Below are 17,719 nucleotides of genomic sequence, written 5' to 3'. Positions count from 1 at the left end.
GTTGACTCGACATGAGTACTAGGAGTCTGTCCGACGAAAGCAAGATCGTGAATATTTATTCAATGTAATCGTTATTCCGAAAGGATGGCACTGCACCGCTGTTAAAACCAGGAATATGAATAGATTTTTGCGGTTAATTCCCGGTTTTAAAGGCGTACAAGTTTTCGCAGAAAACTGCTTCGTGAGCATAAGCTTAAACTTTCCGTGCTCATTCCCTTATTCCTTCATACTCCATTTGAATAAAAATTCACGAAAATCAATCCGTGGACAGACTCCTGGCCTTTGCTTGGCCTTATTGCAATCCCAGAGGTGAGATGCTTGTTCAATCTGCTTATTTTCTTGCTGGAAAGAGTCGGCGTGATCGTTACCGTCGCCTTTGTGATGACGCGCTTCCCGTATTTCAGGAGAATGATTAATCGTTTGGACATCACGCGTACGCAGCGCCTCAGTGTGATGATCATGTTCGGCTTGTTCGGTATTATCGGAACATACACTGGCTTTACCGTCAGTACGGAGTCCCCGGAGTTTTCGACGGTTTCCGGGGTTCTTGCTGAAAGTGAGGCGATAGCCAACTCCAGGGTGATCGGGATCATCATCGCCGGTTTATTGGGGGGTGTCCGGCTCGGCATGGGCGCCGGCTTGATTGCCGGATTTCATCGTTACTTGCTGGGCGGATTTACGGCGTTGTCTTGTGCGCTGTCGGCCGTCATTTCCGGCTTGATCGCCGGCTTGGTGCACCGCAGGATCAAGGACGACGACCGCAGAATGCGGGTGTCGACGGCAATTTTTACGGCGATGCTCGGAGAAACCGTACAAATGATCATCATTTTGCTCTTGTCCCGGCCTTTCGACCAAGCCTTTTTGCTTGTGCAAGCGATCGGCGTTCCGATGATTGTGGCCAACGGGATCGGATCGGGATTGTTCATTCTGATTATCCGGACGGTCATGGACGAGGAAGAAAAGACCGGCGCGTTGGCTTCAAAGAAATCGCTGCGCTTGGCCGAGTTGACGATTCAGCATCTGCGAAAGGGCTTGAGTTTCGAATCGGCGCAAGCGACCTGCGAAATATTATATAGGGAAGTAAACGCGCGTGCCGTGGCCATTACCGATCAGCAGAACATTCTGGCGCATGTCGGAGCGGCCGGCGACCATCATCATTCAGGCGTTCCTATCCAGACCGAGGCTACGCGCCGGGTGCTCAAAACAGGGGCGCTCTTCATTGCCGGAGAAGAGGAGATTTTGTGCAGGGAGGCCGGATGTCCTCTGAAAGCGGTCATCATCGCTCCGCTGAAAAGAAGGGATGAAACGATCGGCACGCTGAAGTTTTATTTTCGCAGCAAAAAAGAAATTTCCCATGTCATGATCGAATTGATGAGAGGGCTGTCGTCGCTGTTGAGCCAACAGCTGGAAATTGCCGAAGCCGAAAGGCTGCACAGCCTGGCGAAGGAAATGGAAATCAAAGCGCTGCAATCGCAAATGAGTCCGCATTTCTTGTTTAATGCGCTGAATACGATCGGCTCTCTGATCCGGATCGATCCGGGCAAAGCTCGAAAGCTGGTCAATTCCCTGGGCCGCTTCATCCGCCAGAATATCAACGGCTCCGAGTCCGCATGGACGACGCTTGGCGCGGAATTGGAGCAGGTCAAATCGTATTTGGAAATCGAAGAAGCCCGATTTGTGGACAAGCTGAAGGTTTGCTACGAAATCGACGAGCAAGCCTTCGGTTATCCGATCCCCCCGCTGACGCTGCAGCCAATCGTGGAAAATGCCATTCGTCACGGATTGCGGGGAATGGACAAAAATTGCAGGATCCGAATTTCGGCAATTCTCGAGGGCGATCAGGTCCATGTCACAATCGAGGACAACGGCAGCGGCATTGCCGAAGAACGCAGCAAGCTGCTTGGCAAAAAACTGCTGCCTTCCGAGCAGGGGCTTGGCATGGCTTTGTATAACGTCAACCGGCGCTTGATCATGCAGGCGGGCACTCAATCTGCGCTTCAGATTACGAGTGCGGTCAATAAAGGAACGGCGGTCGGTTTCGTGTTGACCCGGTCCAAAAGGGAGGCGGAAAATGGGTAAACAGATCGAGGCTTTGATTATCGATGATGAACGATACAGCCGTGAGGAATTGAGGCATCTGCTTGAGCAGCATGAATCGATCCTTGTCACGGGGGAAGCGGATTCCGGAGAGAACGGGCTGGCCCGGATGATCGAACTTGCTCCGGATGTCATCTTCGTCGACATTGAAATGCCCAAAATGAACGGCATGGAATTGGTTCATTTAGCCAAAAAAATGAAAAAAGTACCGCTGATTGTGTTTGCTACGGCATATCCGAATTTTGCGGCGGAAGCTTTCCGGTTCGAAGCTGTTGACTATTTGCTGAAGCCGTTTGATGAAGAGCAGCTGAAAGAAACCGTTATGAGGATTGAACAGCGCCTGTCCGATCACGAAGCGGAGGCAGGCGCGACCTCCGGCAAGCTGGCGGTGGAGGGAAAAAAGGAAATTGTCTATTTGCCCCCGAACGAGATCATCTATATCAGCCGGGAAGAGGGGCAGACGAACATCGTGACGAAGGATCAGGTGTTTCAAAGCAATTCACCGTTGAAGGAGCTTGAGCAGCGGCTGAAGGGCTACCCTTTTTTCCGGATTCATAAAAGCTATTTGGTTAATCTCGCTTATGTCAAAAAGTTGATTCCCTGGTTCAACGGCGCCTATAATATCGAGCTTCACGGCCGCAAAGAACAATTGTCGGTCAGCCGGAATTATGTGAAGGAGCTGAGAAGCCGGCTTGAATTGTGAGGCCATAACAGCTGAGCAGCATCCGGCCACCCAATACAGTCAGGCAATCAATCCAGCTTGGCTCCCATTTTGCAACGTTAGCCGCTCACGGTACACGGAAGATGCACTTGAAGCGGAAATTAGACAAGGGGTCGAACAATATGTGATCCTCGGGGCGGAACTGGATACCTTTGCATTTCGGCGCAAAGAGATGTTGGAAGAGGTTAAGGTGTTTGAGGTTGACCTTCAGAGTACACAACAATTTAAGCGCGGGCAACTGGCTGCGCTTGAAACACTTCTGGAGTCGCCTTATGATCCAAAGGTAAGGAGCCTGTTCAGTTGGTTGGGTGTCACAATGTATTTGTCGCTCAAAGATGTGCTTGAAACACTGCGTTCCATTACTCAAATTGCTCCGAAGGGCAGCTCGGTCATTTTTGATTACCATACCGAGGTCGATGTAAACCTGGATGAGATTCGCAAGGAATTACAAAGAATGGATGAGTCAATGCTGACGACCTTTGACCCGTCGATTCTCGCAATAGAGTTAAAGAAGTTGGGTTTTGACCTTCATGAGGACTTGGAACCAGCCGATATCCAACAAAAAGGATAGCGGAGAAAAAGGGGTGTGTCGGAGGAGCGAAAACCGCTAAATCCAATCCTGATTTTACAATTTCAACAGCGAACGGAGGCACACCCCTTTTTCGCGGCGACCCAATTTTTTTGAACACGCTCTAAAAGACCAGATTCATTTGCAAATGCAGATTTGTCAAGCGGGCTCCATCTTGTTATGATCAAGGAGACGGAATCCTGTATATATGAGAGGAGTGGCAAAATGAAGAGATCGACATGGATATGGGTGATCATCGGAGCGGTGGTCCTCCTGGCTGTTTTTTCCGGAATCAGTACATACAACAGTCTGGTCAGCGCCGAAACGTCCGTGGCCGGCAAGTTTTCGCAAATTGACAACAACCTGCAGCGCCGGGCCGATCTGATACCGAATCTGGTCAATACGGTCAAGGGCTATGCTGCCCATGAAAAGGAAGTGCTGCAGGCGATTGCCGATGCGCGCAGCAAATTGGTGGGCGCGCAAACACCGGCGGAGAAGGCCGCAGCCGATGCGGAATTATCCTCCGCGCTGTCCAGGCTGCTGGTGGTCGTAGAAAATTATCCGACGTTAAAAGCGGATACGCAGTTCTCCAGATTGATGGACGAACTGGCCGGCACGGAAAACCGGATTGCCGTCGCCCGCAAGGATTACAACGACGCGGTGGAGCAATACAATGTGAAAATCCGCCAATTTCCGGGCTCTCTATACGCTTCGATGTTCGGTTTCGGGCCCAAGGAGTTTTTCAAGGCCGCACCGGGCAGTGAAAAAGCGCCGGAAGTGAAATTCTAGATGAAACGGATCTATGAATTCCAGCGGGCGCGCCATCCCGCCGCAGCTGCGCTTCTCCTGCTGCTGATTATGCTGTTCAGCGGGATGGTGACGGTCTATGCAGAATCTCCCTTCGGTGTATATGTTCAAGACGATGCGAAGCTGCTGCAAACGCAGACCAAGCAAGCGTTGTACAACAATGCGATATGGCTGAAGGAAAAGACGGGCACGGCTCAGGTCGGGGTGGTGACGCTGCCTTCGTTGGAGGGGCGGACGATCGAGGAAATCGCCGTGGACAAATTCCGCCAGCTCGGTTTGGGCGACAAGCAGCGCAATGACGGTGTGCTGCTGCTCTATGCCAAGGATGAAAACCGCGTAAGGATTGAAGTCGGCTACGGCTTGGAGGGAGCGATACCCGACGGCAAGGCCGGGGAAATATTGGACCGTTATTTTCTGCCCAATATGAAGTCCGGAGCGGTGGATCAGGCCTTTTACGCCGCGCAGGCGGCGATTATCGGCGAGGTGGCCAAGGAGTATAACATCAATCCGGCGGAGATGGAGCGGCAGGGGATTCCGCGGACGCAGTACAGCGATCAACAGAACCTGTTCGCCGGCATGCCGGGCTATATGAAGCTGCTGATCGCCATCGGAATCGCCTTTCTGATTTTTCTCGACTTCCGCTTTTTTGGTGGAATGCTGACTTGGGGCCTGCTTTCCATGCTGCGCCGCGGCGGCGGAGGCGGCGGATGGGGAGGCGGCCGCGGCGGCGGAGGCTCCTCCGGCGGCGGAGGCGCAAGCCGGTAGACGGATGTTACATGCAAACTAAAGATCTGCAGAGGTCCCGGCGCGCAAGCCGGGCTTTTTCATGCTCAGGAGCAGTCCCGCCAAGCCCAAGGCGCCGGTAAAACAGGTGCCTGCCGACAATAGGAAGGCATACTCGTACGATCCGGCCCGATCGATCAGGTAGCCCGTAACGGAAGGGGAGAAAAATTGCCCCGCGCCGAAAAACAAGGTGATGAAGCCGACGGCGACTGGAACTTTCAACGGCTGAACCAAATCGTTGACGGCAGCAACCATGATCGTCGGCACCGCCCAGAGCGTGATCGCATACAGCAGCGTTTCGCCCAATAATAAACCGCTGCTGCGGGAAAACGTAAATCCCAGCAGCAAAGCTGTCTGAATGATATAGATCAAGAATAAGGCCTGGATTCTCCCCAAGCGGTCGGACACAAACCCCCAGATAAAGCCGCTGATAATGCTGCCGAAACCGGCGGCTGCCAAATAGTAGCCGGCGGTCTCCTTATTGAAGCCCGCATCGTGCATCAGAAAGTCCATAAAGAAAGTGGAAAATATCAAATAACTGAAGCCCCAGGTAAAATAAATCACCCCGATGATCCAGACCGTTTTGTCCAGATAAATATTCCCTTCGATTAAATGCATTCCTTCTCTTCCGATCGGCGGACGCTGCTTGTTTTGTGTATTCCCGGCTTGTGGGGGATCGTCCGGCGCATTTCTCAGCCACAAAAGATTGAAGACGGCGATCGCGGCCGTGATGGATGCCAGGAGCAGCCAGCTGTACCGCCATCCCGCTTCGGGATGCAAGGTGATGATCCACGGTATCGCAAAGCCGCTGAAGATCATGCCGAAGCTGGAGCCGGAGTTGGTCACGCCGAGCGCCGCACCTCTGCGGTCCGCTGAGAACCATCTGCCGACAAGCCCGATATTGGGCACATTGACTCCCCCCGAACCCAGTCCGATCAAGATGCTGGACAAAAGGACGGAGGCAAAATTGAAGGATGCGGCGCTTCCCGATATTCCGACGATCAGCAGAATCAAGGAAGTAATAATAACGGTTCGCGGGGAAGAACGGATCACCAAGTGCCCGGCCAGCAGCGCGCTGACCAGATAGCCGAAGAAAATGGAGGAGGCGACCATTCCCGTTTGACTGTAGCTCAGGGAAAGTCCCTCCTTCATAAAGGGCAGGATGGCATTCATGGAGAAGCGGCCGAAGCCGAGGCCGGCCAACAAGTTGATGACACTGAGAAAGAGAAAGAAACCCGACGAACGGAAAAATCCGGAGTTCAAATCCTGTCGCCACCTCTGTTTGGAATTTGAAAAATAACTATACCAATAATACTTTATACGTTATAATAACGTTATATAATAAATACGTCATATAGTAAACAAAACTTTTATTTTGAGGAGGAAGTTTGATGGTAAAACTGATTGCGATTTACAAGAAGCCCGAGGATATGGAAGCGTTTGACCGCCATTATCATGAAGTGCACGCGCCCTTGGCCGCGAAGATGCCGGGACTTGTCAGTTTGGAGGTCAATCAAATCTACGGGGCGCCTGGAGGCGAAAGCCACCTGCATTTGATCGCCGAGATGCTGTTCGAAACCAAGGAAGCGCTTGCAGAGGCGCTGTCATCACCCGAAGGCCGTGCCGCTGGCAAGGATTTGATGGGTTTTGCCGGGAAGCTGGTCTCGATGCATTTCGCCGAGGTTTTGTAAGGGGTTACATTCATGATATACCCAAATGAGCAGGAACTCCATACTAAATATTATGAGCAAATCTACGAAAAACTGCGGCAGGATCCTTATGCGCGTTTTCTGGGCATTGAATTGAAGGAATTGGGACCCGGAACGGCGATAGCCGAGCTTGAGGTGCAAGATCACATGCTGAACGCTCACGGCACCACTCACGGAGCGGTTATTTTTGCGCTGGCCGATTTTGTTTTTGCCGTTGCCTGCAATTCTTACGGAAAAACGTCTGTCGCGCTTTCGATGAATGTGGATTTTTTGGCGGCAAGCACCAAAGGAGCCCGCTTGAAAGCAACCGCCGCAGAGGAGAAAAGGAACAACCGTACGGCGTGGTACCGTATCGAGGTGGAAAGCGACGGAGAATTGGTTTCGATCTTCAGCGGCTTGGCCTATCGAAAAAACGATTATTTCGTACCTGTAAGCGAACCATAGATAAAAATAGATATTCATTTTGGGGTGAAGAGAGTCATATGTTTCAAGAGAATAATCGCTTCAATAAATATCTCGGCATTGAGTTTCTGCGTGTGGACGAGGACGGCTGTACCGCGCGGCTGAAAATCCGGCCGGAATTTTACAACAGCATGGAAGGCGTCGTTCACGGCGGAGTGACGAGCACGTTGGCCGATGTCGTCATGGGACACGCAGCCGCGCCGCATGCCGACGGGGTGCAGCAGAGCGTCACGGTCGAATCGAAGATCAATTATCTGGCCCCCGCCAAGGGAAGTGTGCTCATGGCGGAATCGAAGGTGTTGAAAAGGGGCGGCAGAATCATCGTCCTGGAAGCAAGAGTCACCTCAGATGACGGCACGCTGGTAGCCGTGGCGCTCGGGACCTACGCCAGGGTCAGTCCGAAGCGTTCTTAAACGAGATTAAGCAATGAAGGGAAGTATGCAAATATGGAGCAGGAGCCGGTGCTGCTGGAAAGGGACGGCCATCTGGCAATCATTCGACTGAATCGGCCGGAGGAGCTGAACAGCTTGAATTATCCGGCATTGGCCCGACTGGGGACGATCATTGAGGAGATTCAGCAGAATCCGAAGGAGATCCGCGCGGTCATCGTGGCCGCGCAGGGAAGGGCATTCTGCGCAGGCGCTGATTTGAAGGAGCGGCGCACGCTGAACGAGCAGCAGGTTCGGCGCAACGTGAACAAAATCCGGGACGTTTTTTCGCAATTGGAAAGGCTTACACAGCCGACAATCGCCGCGATCAACGGGTATGCGTTCGGAGGCGGGTTTGAATTGGCTCTTGCCTGCGATTTCAGATTCGCCGTGCGGGAGGCCAAAATGGGCTTGACCGAGGTGAGCTTGGGTATCATACCCGGAGCGGGCGGGACGCAGCGGCTGCCCCGATTGATCGGCCCTTCCCGGGCAAAGGAATTGATTTTGACCGCTCGCAAAATCGGCGCTGCGGAAGCTTTGGAGCTGGGCATCCTGAACGGGATGGCGGAGGATGCGGAACAGCTGCTCGCCAAGTGCCGTTCGCTTGCCGAAGAAATTTTGGGGAACGCCCCCTTGGCCGTTTATCAGGCGAAATACGCGATCGACAAAGGCGCCGGAGCGGATTTGCAGACGGGGCTCGATATTGAAAGCAAAGCCTATGAAGTCATTATCCCGACGAAAGACCGGTTGGAAGCGCTTGAAGCGTTCCGCGAAAAAAGAATGCCTGTCTTCCGCGGGGAATAAAAGGGTACTAGGAATCTGTCCGAGAAAGCCACGATCTTGAATATTTATTCCATGTAATCGTTATTCCGAATAAGGGATGGCACTAAGAGTCTGACCGACATAATGGTTTTTATTCAAATGATTGGTTTTTCCGGGAAAGGGATGGCACTCCACCGCTGTTGAAATTCAAGTTGTCTTGAATTGTCCCTTGTGGCAACAACTTGATTTCAAAGGCGTACAAGTTTTCGCAGAAAACTGCATCGGGAGCGTAAGCTTAAACTTTCCGTGCTCATTCCCTTTCCCTCCATCACCATATGAATAAATATTCATGACTTTACTTCGGACAGACTTCTAGATTTTTGCCTTATTCTTCACAACTCTATTTGAATAAAAATTTACGAAAATCAATCCGTCGGCCAGATTCTTTGGGATCGAATGCGAGTATTATAAGAATTTGCTTAAGGGGGAGAATCAGGATGATATTTAATGTCCCAATGGAAACGATGCCGCGTGAAGAGCTTTTCAAGCTTCAGCTTGAGAGATTGCGGGACACGATTCGCAAAGCCTATGAACGGGTTCCTTTTCATAAACAGAATTTTGACAAGGCCGCCATCAAGCCTGAGGATATCCGTTCCCTGGAGGATCTGCAAAAAGTGCCGTTTATGAAAAAGACCGATTTGCGGGAAAATTATCCTTTCAACTTGTTTGCAGTGGATATGAAGGATGTGGTCAGAATCCACGGCTCATCCGGAACCAAGGGAAAACCGACGGTGGTCGGCTATACGAAAAATGACATTGACAACTGGGCGGAAATCGTCGCCAGATCGATTTGCGCCGCGGGAGGGCTCCCGGGAGATATTTTCCACAATGGGTATGGGTACGGATTATTCACCGGAGGGCTCGGTTTGCATTATGGAATTGAACGCTTGGGCGCAGTGGCCGTTCCGGTGTCCGGAGGCAATACGCCCCGGCAAATTACGCTGATTCAGGATTTCAAACCGCGCGGAATTTCAGCCACGCCTTCATATGTTCTCAATATTGTGGAGGAAATGAAGAAGATGGGTCTTGATCCGAGAGATACGAGCTTGGAATACGGGATTTTCGGCGCCGAGCCGTGGTCCGAGGAAATGCGTGTTCAGCTTGAAGAATCGCTGGGCATTAAGGCCATCGATATTTATGGGTTGAGCGAAGTGATGGGTCCCGGCGTTTCCATCGAATGCATTGAGGCGCAGGACGGACTGCATATTGCGGAGGATCATTTCCTGGCGGAAATCATCGATCCTGAGACAGGCGAAGTGCTTCCCAACGGTGAAACGGGAGAGCTCGTGTTTACGTCCTTGACAAAGGAAGCGTTTCCAGTCATCCGCTATCGAACCGGCGATATCGCTTCCTTGAATCCGGAAAAGTGCCAATGCGGACGGACGAGTATGAGAATGTCCAGAATCAAAGGGCGCGTGGACGACATGCTGATCATTCGCGGCGTTAATGTGTTCCCGACGGAAATCGAGGCGGTTCTTTTGTCCTTCAAGGAATTGGCGCCTCATTATCAGGTTGTGATAGAAAGAGACGGAGCGTTGGATAGATTCGAGGTTCATTGCGAATTGACCGCCGCATACATACAGCAAAGCGCAGCTGCAGACAACAACCCGGAATATTCGGCGCTGATTCAGGAAATCGGCACGGCCATGAAAAACGCTTTGGGCGTATCGATCTCTCTCAGCATCAAACAGCCGAATTCGATTCCGAGAAGCGATGGAAAAGCCGTTCGCATCGTTGACAACCGCAAGCGCGGATAGGATGGGAGGCAGAGGTATGCAATACCAATATATCCAAACGGAATGCGAAGACAATGTCGGAATCATCCGGCTGAACCGGCCTGAAGTGGTGAATGCCCTGAACCTGAAGCTGATCGATGAGCTGACCTCGGAGATGGAACGGATGGACGGCGATCCTTCGATCCGCGCCATTTTATTGACCGGCAGCGACAAAGCGTTTGCCGCGGGCGCGGACATTAACGAAATGGCTGAAGAGGGAGCCATCTCGATGCTGTGGAGAGACCAGTTTGCCGTTTGGGACCGCATTTCGCGCATATCCGTTCCGATTATTGCGGCCGTCAGCGGCTACGCGCTCGGCGGGGGCTGCGAGCTGATGATGAACTGCGACATTGTGATTGCATCGGAAACGGCCAGAATCGGCCAGCCGGAAATTAATTTGGGTGTCATGCCGGGGGCCGGGGGGACCCAGAGGCTGACCAAGGCGGTCGGCAAAGTCAAGGCGATGGAGATGATGCTTACCGGAGATCCGATCACGGCGGAGGAAGCGCTGCAATACGGGTTGGTCAACAAGGTGCTGCCGGTGGAGGTATACTATCAGGAAGCGTTGAAATTGGCCAAACGAATCTCTTTACAGGCGCCGAACGCCGTAAGGCTGATAAAGCAATCGGTGCTGAAAGCGCAGGATCACCGATTGGCGGAAGGCATGGAATACGAACGAAACTGCTTCTATCTGCTGTTCGCCAGCGAGGATCAAAAGGAAGGCATGAAAGCATTTATTGAAAAACGCAAGCCGAAATTCACAGGCCGTTAGACTCTAGAGCAGCGGTATGATGCCAAGACCCTAATTGGAAAAAATCCTGGGGAACCGCAGCCTAAACTGGGGGTGAGCCGAAAAAAGGCAAACTCAAACTAAACCTGCCCTACCTAGGAGTCTGTCCGACGGATTGATTTTCGTGAATTTTTATTCAAATGGAGTATGAAGGAATAAGGGAATGAGCACGGAAAGTTTAAGCTTACGCTCCCGATGCAGTTTTCTGCGAAAACTTGTACGCCTTTGAAATCAAGTTGTTGCCACAAGGGACAATTCAAGACAACTTGAATTTCAACAGCGGTGGAGTGCCATCCCTTTTCCGAAATAAAATAACGTTTAAATTGAATAAATATTCACGATCTTGCTTTCGACGGACAGACTCCTAGAACTTTAAGATTGTTTTTCAGCATATTTGGCCGGCTCCGCTTTCTTCAGACTGTAGTACTGGGCAAATACCGTGTCGTGCATCTGGACACTTTTTTGCAGCTTCGGTGAAGTAGTACTTCAGGTAACGGTTGCCAGATTTAATGAGCCGATCGACACTTGCGAACTCTTGCATGACCGCTAAACTGGTCGCCGACGTCTTCTTTCCGAAAGGTCCGGTCGCATAACTGCTGAACTTTTATTCAGTTTTCAAAGAGCACGAAAAATCAAAAGAGCAATTTCCAATTCACAAAAGAATCGGTAACTGCTCTTAGCATGCAAGGAGGGGTGATCATGTTCGAAACGATTCGATATGATGTGGAGGACGGTGCCGCCAAAATCACGATGAACCGTCCGGACAAATTTAATGCGTTTACCGGACGGATGCACGCAGAACTCATGAACGCTCTGAAACAGGCAGGCAAAGATGACAAGGTGCGCTGCATCGTGCTGACCGGAGCGGGCAAGGCATTCAATGCAGGGCAGGATCTTGCCGATGTGCAGGGTGAGAATGTCGATTTCGGCGGCTTGCTGCGAAACGGCTACAACCCGTTGATTCTTCAGCTTCAGAGAACGGAGAAGCCGGTTATTGCCGCGGTGAACGGAGTCGCCGCCGGCGCGGGAATGAGCATCGCCCTCGCATGCGACCTCCGGCTTGTTTCGGATAAAGCGTCCTTTGTCAATGTTTTTGTGAACATCGGGCTGGTTCCGGATTCGGGCGGATGCTATTTTCTTCCCCGCATCGTGGGGGTCGGCAAGGCGCTTGAATTGGCCATGACGGGCGAGAAGGTTTCCGCCGAGGAAGCTTTGCGCATCGGATTGGCCAGCAAGGTGTATCCGCATGAAAGCTTCGAAGCCGATGTGATGGCATATGCCGCGAAATTGGCCAAGATGCCGACCAAGGGAATCGGTTTGATCAAGCGGACGATGTACAAGGGCTTGACGATGAGCCTGGAGCAGACGCTGGAATACGAGGCGTACGTTCAGGAAATTGCCGGTCATACGGAAGATTACAAAGAAGGGGTTCAAGCATTCTTCGAAAAAAGGCCCCCCGTATTTCGCGGCAAATAGTTTTGCTAAGACAGCGCGACAATTTGTCGCGCGTCCTAAAAGGGAGGAAATCACTGTGAATGCAAATGCAGTCGGTGTGATCGGCGCGGGGACGATGGGAGCCGGCATAGCTTTGGTTGCTGCGCGAAAGCGGTATTCAGTCACGCTTATGGATACCTCTCCCGCGGTCTTGGAAAAAGCGCGCAGCTATATTGAGTCTATGCTGGTCAGGGATGTGGAGAAAGGGAAAATGTCGGAGCCGGAAAAAGCGGAAACCGAGCGGAATATGACATACATCCAAGACATGAGCGGCCTTCGCGGCCACGAAATCGTGATTGAGGCCGTTCCGGAGCGGTTGGGGCTGAAAAAATCGATCTTTCAAGCGTTAACGGAGCTTTGCGCGGAGGACGCCATGCTGATGTCGAACACTTCCTCGATTTCGATAACCGAAATCGCCGGCGGTCTTGCACATCCGGAGCGCATATTGGGCTTTCACTTTTTCAATCCGGCTCCGGTGATGCCGCTGATCGAGGTCATCCGCGGCCAAAAGACCGCGGAGGCTTATGTGCAAAAGGCTTACGAATTTGCCTTGCGCCTGGGAAAAACTCCGGTGCTGGCCGGAGATTCACCGGGATTCATCGTCAATCGTGTGGCGCGCCCGTTCTATAATGAAGCGCTGCGGATTCTCGGCGACCGGATCGCCGGGGTGGAGCAAATCGACCGGATCATGAAGCAGGCCGGCGGCTTCAAAATGGGGCCCTTCGAGCTGCAGGATTTAATCGGGATCGACATCAATTTCGCCACAACGGAATCGGTATATTCGAATTTCTTTCATGAAGGGCGCTTTAAGCCGAGCCGCATTCAGCAGCGGATGGTACAGTCGGGTGCTTTGGGCAGAAAGGCGGGAGAAGGCTTTTATGACTACGGTAAATAAACGGGTTCTCCTGGCAGGGACAAGTCCGCTGCTGACGGAGCTGAAGGAGCTGCTGGAAATTAAAGGCTATGAAACGGCTGTATTCCTGGACGGGGAAGGGATTTCGGACTTATCGACCTGCGAATTTGCGATTGAAACGACCAATGCCGATATTGAAGCGAAAAAAGAAACCCTGCGCAAGCTCGACGCGCTGCTGGAGCCGGGCATTCCGATTCTGACCAGCACGCTCGCGGTGACGGCCACCGAGGCGGCATCATGGACGGAAAGACCGGAGCGCATTTGCGGCTTCGGCACGTTTGTGCCGCTTTCCGAGCGGGAGCTGATCGAAATCGCCCCGGCCCTGCAAACGTCGGCTCAAGTTGCAGAACAAACGGCCGCACTCATGCAAGCTATCGGGAAAGCGGTTGAAACGGTGGCGGACGAAACGGGGCTGGTATTTCCGCGGATTCTTTCACTGATCGTCAACGAGGCGGCATTTGCCGTGATGGAGGGTACGGCTACACCCGCGGATATCGACACGGCGATGAAGAAAGGGACGAACTATCCGTACGGACCGCTGGAGTGGGCCGATCGGATCGGTCTTGATGAAGTGTATTCCGTCATCCGCGGGCTTCACCGCGATTTGGGCGAGGAGCGGTATCGTCCGGCGCCGCTGCTTCGCAAGCTCGTCTTGGCCGGCAGATACGGCAAGCGAACGGGACAAGGATTTTATACGTATGACCGGGACGGGGAGAGATGAGCGCATGAGCCTGCATGGAAACGAGGTGTTCGTGGCCTCTGCGGTCCGGACGCCGTACGGTAAATTGGGGGGCGCTTTGAAAGACGTCCCGATCGACGATTTGACCGCGATTGTACTCAAGGAGGCCTTACGCCGAACCGCCATGTCTGGAGAGCAGGTCGACGGCGTCATCATGGGCAATGTCATTTCAGCAGGCCCGTTTATCAATATAGCCAGGGTCGGCCTGTTGAAGGCGGGGCTTCCCGAATCGCTTCCTGGCGTGACGGTGAATCGGGTGTGCGCATCCGGCCTGGAAGCCGTCAATTTGGCTGCGCAATCGATCCAGTCCGGCCATTCGGAAGTGATGCTGGCGGGCGGTGTGGAAAACCTGACGCGCTCGCCATACATTATGGAAAAATTCGAGCAGCCCTTTCAACGCGGCGGGCGGACGCTGATCGAATCCTTCGGGGGCCCGAGATCGGCGCCGGTGGCGATCTATGGGGAATTGACCATGGGAGATACTGCGGAGAATGTGGCGGAAAAGTATCGGATCGGCAGGCAGGAGCAGGACGAGTTTGCTGCGGAAAGTCACCGTCGGGCGCTGCGAGCCATCGACGAAGGGAAATTCAAGGAAGAAATTGTGCCTGTAGAGATCACGAATCGTAAGGGTGAGATTTGCCGCTTCGACACGGATGAGCATCCCCGCAGGGGAACCACCGCCGAGACGCTGGCGAAGCTCAAACCGGCGTTCCGCCGCGGCGGAACGGTCACGGCCGGCAATTCCTCAGGCATCAATGACGGAGCGGCCGCAGTGCTGCTGATGAACGAGTCTAAGCTCAAGCAGTACGGACTGGAGCCTTTGGGCAAAATCGTCCATTTCACCTCGGTCGGCGTCGATCCCCGGATGATGGGCATCGGACCCGTATTCGCCATTCGCAAGCTTTTGGATGAAGTCCGTATGACGATGGAGCAAATCAATCTGTTCGAGCTGAATGAGGCGTTCGCCTCGCAGTCGCTGGCCTGCGTCCGCGAGCTTGGGCTTCCCGCGGACAAGACGAATGTGAACGGCGGCGCAATCGCGCTTGGGCATCCGCTGGGCAGCAGCGGGACCCGCTTGATTGCGGCCGTTCTGTACGAACTGCGCCGCCGCAAATTGCGCTTTGGCATCGTCTCATTATGCGTGGGAGGCGGACAGGGCGTGGCTACCCTCGTTGAAGCATTGTGAAAGCCGAACCGCGGGGCTGCGGAGATTGTGTCAAGCATTGCAACGATTTTGGTTAGGGAGTGTTGAGTATGAAATCTGCTGTTATCGTGGACGCGGTTCGCACGCCGATCGGGCGGCATGGCGGGGCATTGAAGGATGTTCGGCCCGATGATCTGGGGGCGATTGTCATCGGCAAGCTGCTGCAGCGCAGCCCGATCGATCCGTCGCTTATCGAAGATGTGATTTTCGGCTGCGCCAATCAGGCGGGCGAAGACAACCGCAATGTGGCCAGAATGTCGCTGCTGCTTGCCGGCCTTCCCGTTGAGGTTCCGGGCGTGACGGTGAATCGTCTGTGCGGATCGGGGCTGGAAGCGGTCAATATGAGCGCGGCATATATCGAAGCGGGACGGGGAGAGGTGTTCATAGCGGGAGGCACGGAAAGCATGACGCGCGCGCCTCTGGTGATGATGAAGCCCGAAACGGCATACCAAAGGGGCAATCAGCAGCTTTACGATACGACGCTGGGCTGGAGATTGGTCAACCAGAAGCTCGCGGCTATGTATCCGCCGATCAGTTTGGGCGAGACTGCGGAGAAGGTCGCCGAATTGTACGGAATCTCCCGTGAAGATCAGGATGAATTCGCGTTGTCCAGCCAATTGAAGTATGCCAGAGCGCTGGCGGAGGGGAAATTTGCGGATGAGATTGTGCCTGTGGAAATTGCCGGCCGCAAAGGCGAGATGACGGTGGTTGAGCAGGATGAGCATCCGCGTCCGGATACGACGATGGAGCAGCTGCGGAAATTGAAGCCGGTCTTCAAGCAAGGCGGCACCGTCACGGCGGGCAACTCCTCGGGCATCAATGACGGAGCGGCGGCTCTGCTGATGATGGAGTGGGAAACCGCGGCCCGTCTCGGTCTGAAGCCGCGCGCGCGGATTGTAGCCTCCGCCGTGGCCGGGGTCGACCCCGGCATCATGGGAATGGGGCCCGTCCCGGCAGCGCGAAAAGCATTGAAGCAGGCAGGTTTGAGCGTCGAGGACATCGATCTGTTCGAAATCAATGAGGCATTCGCGGCGCAATCGGTAGCAAGCGTTCGGGAGCTGAACATCGATATGGAGAAGGTCAATGTCAACGGCGGCGCGATCGCGCTTGGCCACCCGCTCGGCTGCAGCGGCGCCAGACTCATAACCACGCTGCTTTACGAGATGGCAAGAAGGCAGTCCCGATACGGTCTGGCGGCGATGTGTATTGGAGTGGGCCAGGGGATCGCAACGATTATTGAACGTTTGTAAGGGAATGCGTCTCGCAGGCATAAGCAGCATTTTTGTCCGATCAAAACTTCCGGCTTCCGTTTGCTCCGTACATCGGTTATGATACAATTTGGTCTATCTTGAAAATTCGGTATAAATGTGAATTCTTCAAGGACGCTTCAGGTGCCATTTTCATCGCTTGCTGATACAATGGAAATGGCATGGATCGCCTTGAATGAACAAGCCCATAGAGAAAGACTTGATGTATTGGAGGAGTATGGACGATGAAACCGCAATCTTTGCTGTTTACGATTTACGGAGAGTATTTAAGGCATTATGGAAGCGAAATTTGGGTAGGCAGCCTGCTGAGGCTGATGGGCGAATTCGGGATGACGGAGCAGGCGGTTCGAGCTGCGATGTCCCGCATCATGAAGCAGGGATGGATTGAGTCCAGAAAAATCGGCAACAAAAGCTATTACTCTATGACCCGGCGGGGCAAAAGAAGATTGGACGAGGCCGCGGCGAGAATCTACAAGTACGATTCGGAAGGCTGGAACGGAAAGTGGTGTGTCGCCAGCTACAATATACCGGAGGAGCGCAGGAATCTGCGGGATCAGCTGCGCAAGGAGCTGGGGTATCTGGGATTCGGCATGCTTACGACAAGCACATGGATCAGTCCGAACGATCTGGCCGATAAGGTCAAGGATATTACGCAGAATCGTGAAATTACCGATTTTGTAGAGATTTTTACGGCTGAGCATCTGGGCTGGAGCGACCCGAAGAAGCTTGTCCAGAAGTGCTGGGATTTGAATTACATCAATTCCGCCTATCAGGAATTCATCGCGATCTATGAACCGCAGTATCTGGAAATGCGGGCGAAGCTGGAGAGGCGCGAGGAAATATCGGACAGCCATTGTTTTGTGGAGAAAACGAAGCTGGTTCATGAATACCGCAAATTTTTGTTTATCGATCCCGACCTTCCTCCCGAACTGCTGCCCGATATTTGGTCTGGAAAAGCTGCGGACGAACTGTTCAACAGCTATTATCAATTGCTGAATCCGGGTGCCGTTCGGTTTTTTGAAAGCGTATATGCCCCGGCCCCGGTGGGTTAGCATACAGGGAATGTAAACGTTAAGAAGCAATCGCTTTTAAACAAAGGAGCCTTTGGAACGGGGGATCGGAAGATCCTCCGTTTTTGT

At 53.0% G+C, this 17,719-nt stretch carries 18 protein-coding genes; 17 read left to right on the top strand and 1 reads right to left on the bottom strand.

Translation table 11 applies throughout. The annotated features are described in order from the left end of the window. Positions 1 to 318: 318 nt before the first annotated feature. From VF724_RS07500 to VF724_RS07480, 5 genes are all read left to right on the top strand, one after another. Positions 319 to 2,079 (top strand): LytS/YhcK type 5TM receptor domain-containing protein, encoded by a 1,761-nt coding sequence (locus tag VF724_RS07500; protein ID WP_371753614.1) that lies wholly within the window; start codon positions 319 to 321, stop codon positions 2,077 to 2,079. Continuing rightward, positions 2,072 to 2,800, top strand: coding sequence for a LytR/AlgR family response regulator transcription factor (locus VF724_RS07495; protein WP_371753613.1), 729 nt, complete (start codon positions 2,072 to 2,074; stop codon positions 2,798 to 2,800). Before VF724_RS07500 ends, VF724_RS07495 begins: the two co-directional genes overlap by 8 nt. Further along, on the top strand, positions 2,790 to 3,389 hold the full coding sequence (locus VF724_RS07490) for a class I SAM-dependent methyltransferase (RefSeq protein WP_371753612.1): 600 nt from the start codon (positions 2,790 to 2,792) through the stop codon (positions 3,387 to 3,389). The genes VF724_RS07495 and VF724_RS07490 overlap by 11 nt, the downstream gene beginning before the upstream one ends. A 222-nt stretch (positions 3,390 to 3,611) precedes the next feature. Then, on the top strand, positions 3,612 to 4,175 hold the full coding sequence (locus VF724_RS07485) for a LemA family protein (protein WP_371753611.1): 564 nt from the start codon (positions 3,612 to 3,614) through the stop codon (positions 4,173 to 4,175). Further along, entirely contained in the window at positions 4,176 to 4,958 is a 783-nt protein-coding gene (locus VF724_RS07480; RefSeq protein WP_371753610.1) for a TPM domain-containing protein, read from the top strand. Positions 4,959 to 4,976: 18 nt separating this feature from the next. Here VF724_RS07480 and VF724_RS07475 read toward each other — a convergent pair whose 3' ends face one another. Then, entirely contained in the window at positions 4,977 to 6,239 is a 1,263-nt protein-coding gene (locus VF724_RS07475) for an MFS transporter (RefSeq protein WP_371753609.1), read from the bottom strand. A 128-nt stretch (positions 6,240 to 6,367) separates the two neighbouring features. Between VF724_RS07475 and VF724_RS07470 the strand changes: the two genes are divergently transcribed. The 12 genes from VF724_RS07470 (at position 6,368) to paaX (ending at position 17,632) form a co-directional block, all read left to right on the top strand. Next, the gene (locus tag VF724_RS07470) at positions 6,368 to 6,667 is read left to right on the top strand and encodes an EthD family reductase (protein WP_371753608.1); all 300 of its coding nucleotides are present in this window, start codon (positions 6,368 to 6,370) and stop codon (positions 6,665 to 6,667) included. A gap of 12 nt (positions 6,668 to 6,679) precedes the next feature. Continuing rightward, positions 6,680 to 7,129, top strand: a complete 450-nt coding sequence (gene paaI, locus VF724_RS07465; protein WP_371753607.1) for a hydroxyphenylacetyl-CoA thioesterase PaaI — start codon at positions 6,680 to 6,682, stop codon at positions 7,127 to 7,129. A gap of 38 nt (positions 7,130 to 7,167) precedes the next feature. Beyond that, positions 7,168 to 7,560, top strand: a complete 393-nt coding sequence (locus VF724_RS07460) for a PaaI family thioesterase (RefSeq protein WP_371753606.1) — start codon at positions 7,168 to 7,170, stop codon at positions 7,558 to 7,560. 33 nt (positions 7,561 to 7,593) lie between these two features. Beyond that, positions 7,594 to 8,379 carry an enoyl-CoA hydratase-related protein gene (locus tag VF724_RS07455; RefSeq protein ID WP_371753605.1) on the top strand — a complete coding sequence of 262 codons (786 nt, stop codon included), beginning with the start codon at positions 7,594 to 7,596 and terminating at the stop codon, positions 8,377 to 8,379. 455 nt (positions 8,380 to 8,834) lie between these two features. Beyond that, a complete protein-coding gene (gene paaK, locus VF724_RS07450; protein WP_371753604.1) occupies positions 8,835 to 10,154 on the top strand; it encodes a phenylacetate--CoA ligase PaaK in 1,320 nt (439 codons plus the stop codon). Positions 10,155 to 10,170: 16 nt separating this feature from the next. Next, a complete protein-coding gene (locus VF724_RS07445) occupies positions 10,171 to 10,944 on the top strand; it encodes an enoyl-CoA hydratase-related protein (RefSeq protein ID WP_371753603.1) in 774 nt (257 codons plus the stop codon). Positions 10,945 to 11,661: 717 nt separating this feature from the next. Continuing rightward, a complete protein-coding gene (locus tag VF724_RS07440; protein ID WP_371753602.1) occupies positions 11,662 to 12,438 on the top strand; it encodes an enoyl-CoA hydratase-related protein in 777 nt (258 codons plus the stop codon). Positions 12,439 to 12,493: 55 nt separating this feature from the next. After that, positions 12,494 to 13,351: a 3-hydroxyacyl-CoA dehydrogenase family protein gene (locus tag VF724_RS07435; protein WP_371753601.1), complete on the top strand. Its 858-nt coding sequence runs from the start codon at positions 12,494 to 12,496 to the stop codon at positions 13,349 to 13,351. After that, on the top strand, positions 13,335 to 14,090 hold the full coding sequence (locus VF724_RS07430) for a 3-hydroxyacyl-CoA dehydrogenase family protein (RefSeq protein WP_371753600.1): 756 nt from the start codon (positions 13,335 to 13,337) through the stop codon (positions 14,088 to 14,090). Before VF724_RS07435 ends, VF724_RS07430 begins: the two co-directional genes overlap by 17 nt. A 4-nt stretch (positions 14,091 to 14,094) precedes the next feature. Continuing rightward, positions 14,095 to 15,294 carry a thiolase family protein gene (locus VF724_RS07425; RefSeq protein ID WP_371753599.1) on the top strand — a complete coding sequence of 400 codons (1,200 nt, stop codon included), beginning with the start codon at positions 14,095 to 14,097 and terminating at the stop codon, positions 15,292 to 15,294. A gap of 68 nt (positions 15,295 to 15,362) precedes the next feature. Beyond that, the gene (locus VF724_RS07420) at positions 15,363 to 16,562 is read left to right on the top strand and encodes a thiolase family protein (RefSeq protein ID WP_371753598.1); all 1,200 of its coding nucleotides are present in this window, start codon (positions 15,363 to 15,365) and stop codon (positions 16,560 to 16,562) included. A 242-nt stretch (positions 16,563 to 16,804) separates the two neighbouring features. Then, positions 16,805 to 17,632: a phenylacetic acid degradation operon negative regulatory protein PaaX gene (gene paaX / locus VF724_RS07415; RefSeq protein WP_371753597.1), complete on the top strand. Its 828-nt coding sequence runs from the start codon at positions 16,805 to 16,807 to the stop codon at positions 17,630 to 17,632. The last annotated feature ends 87 nt before the right edge of the window (positions 17,633 to 17,719 follow it).

Source organism: Ferviditalea candida (assembly GCF_035282765.1).
GTDB lineage: Bacteria > Bacillota > Bacilli > Paenibacillales > KCTC-25726 > Ferviditalea > Ferviditalea candida.
This window is presented reverse-complemented; position numbering and strand designations above follow the sequence as displayed.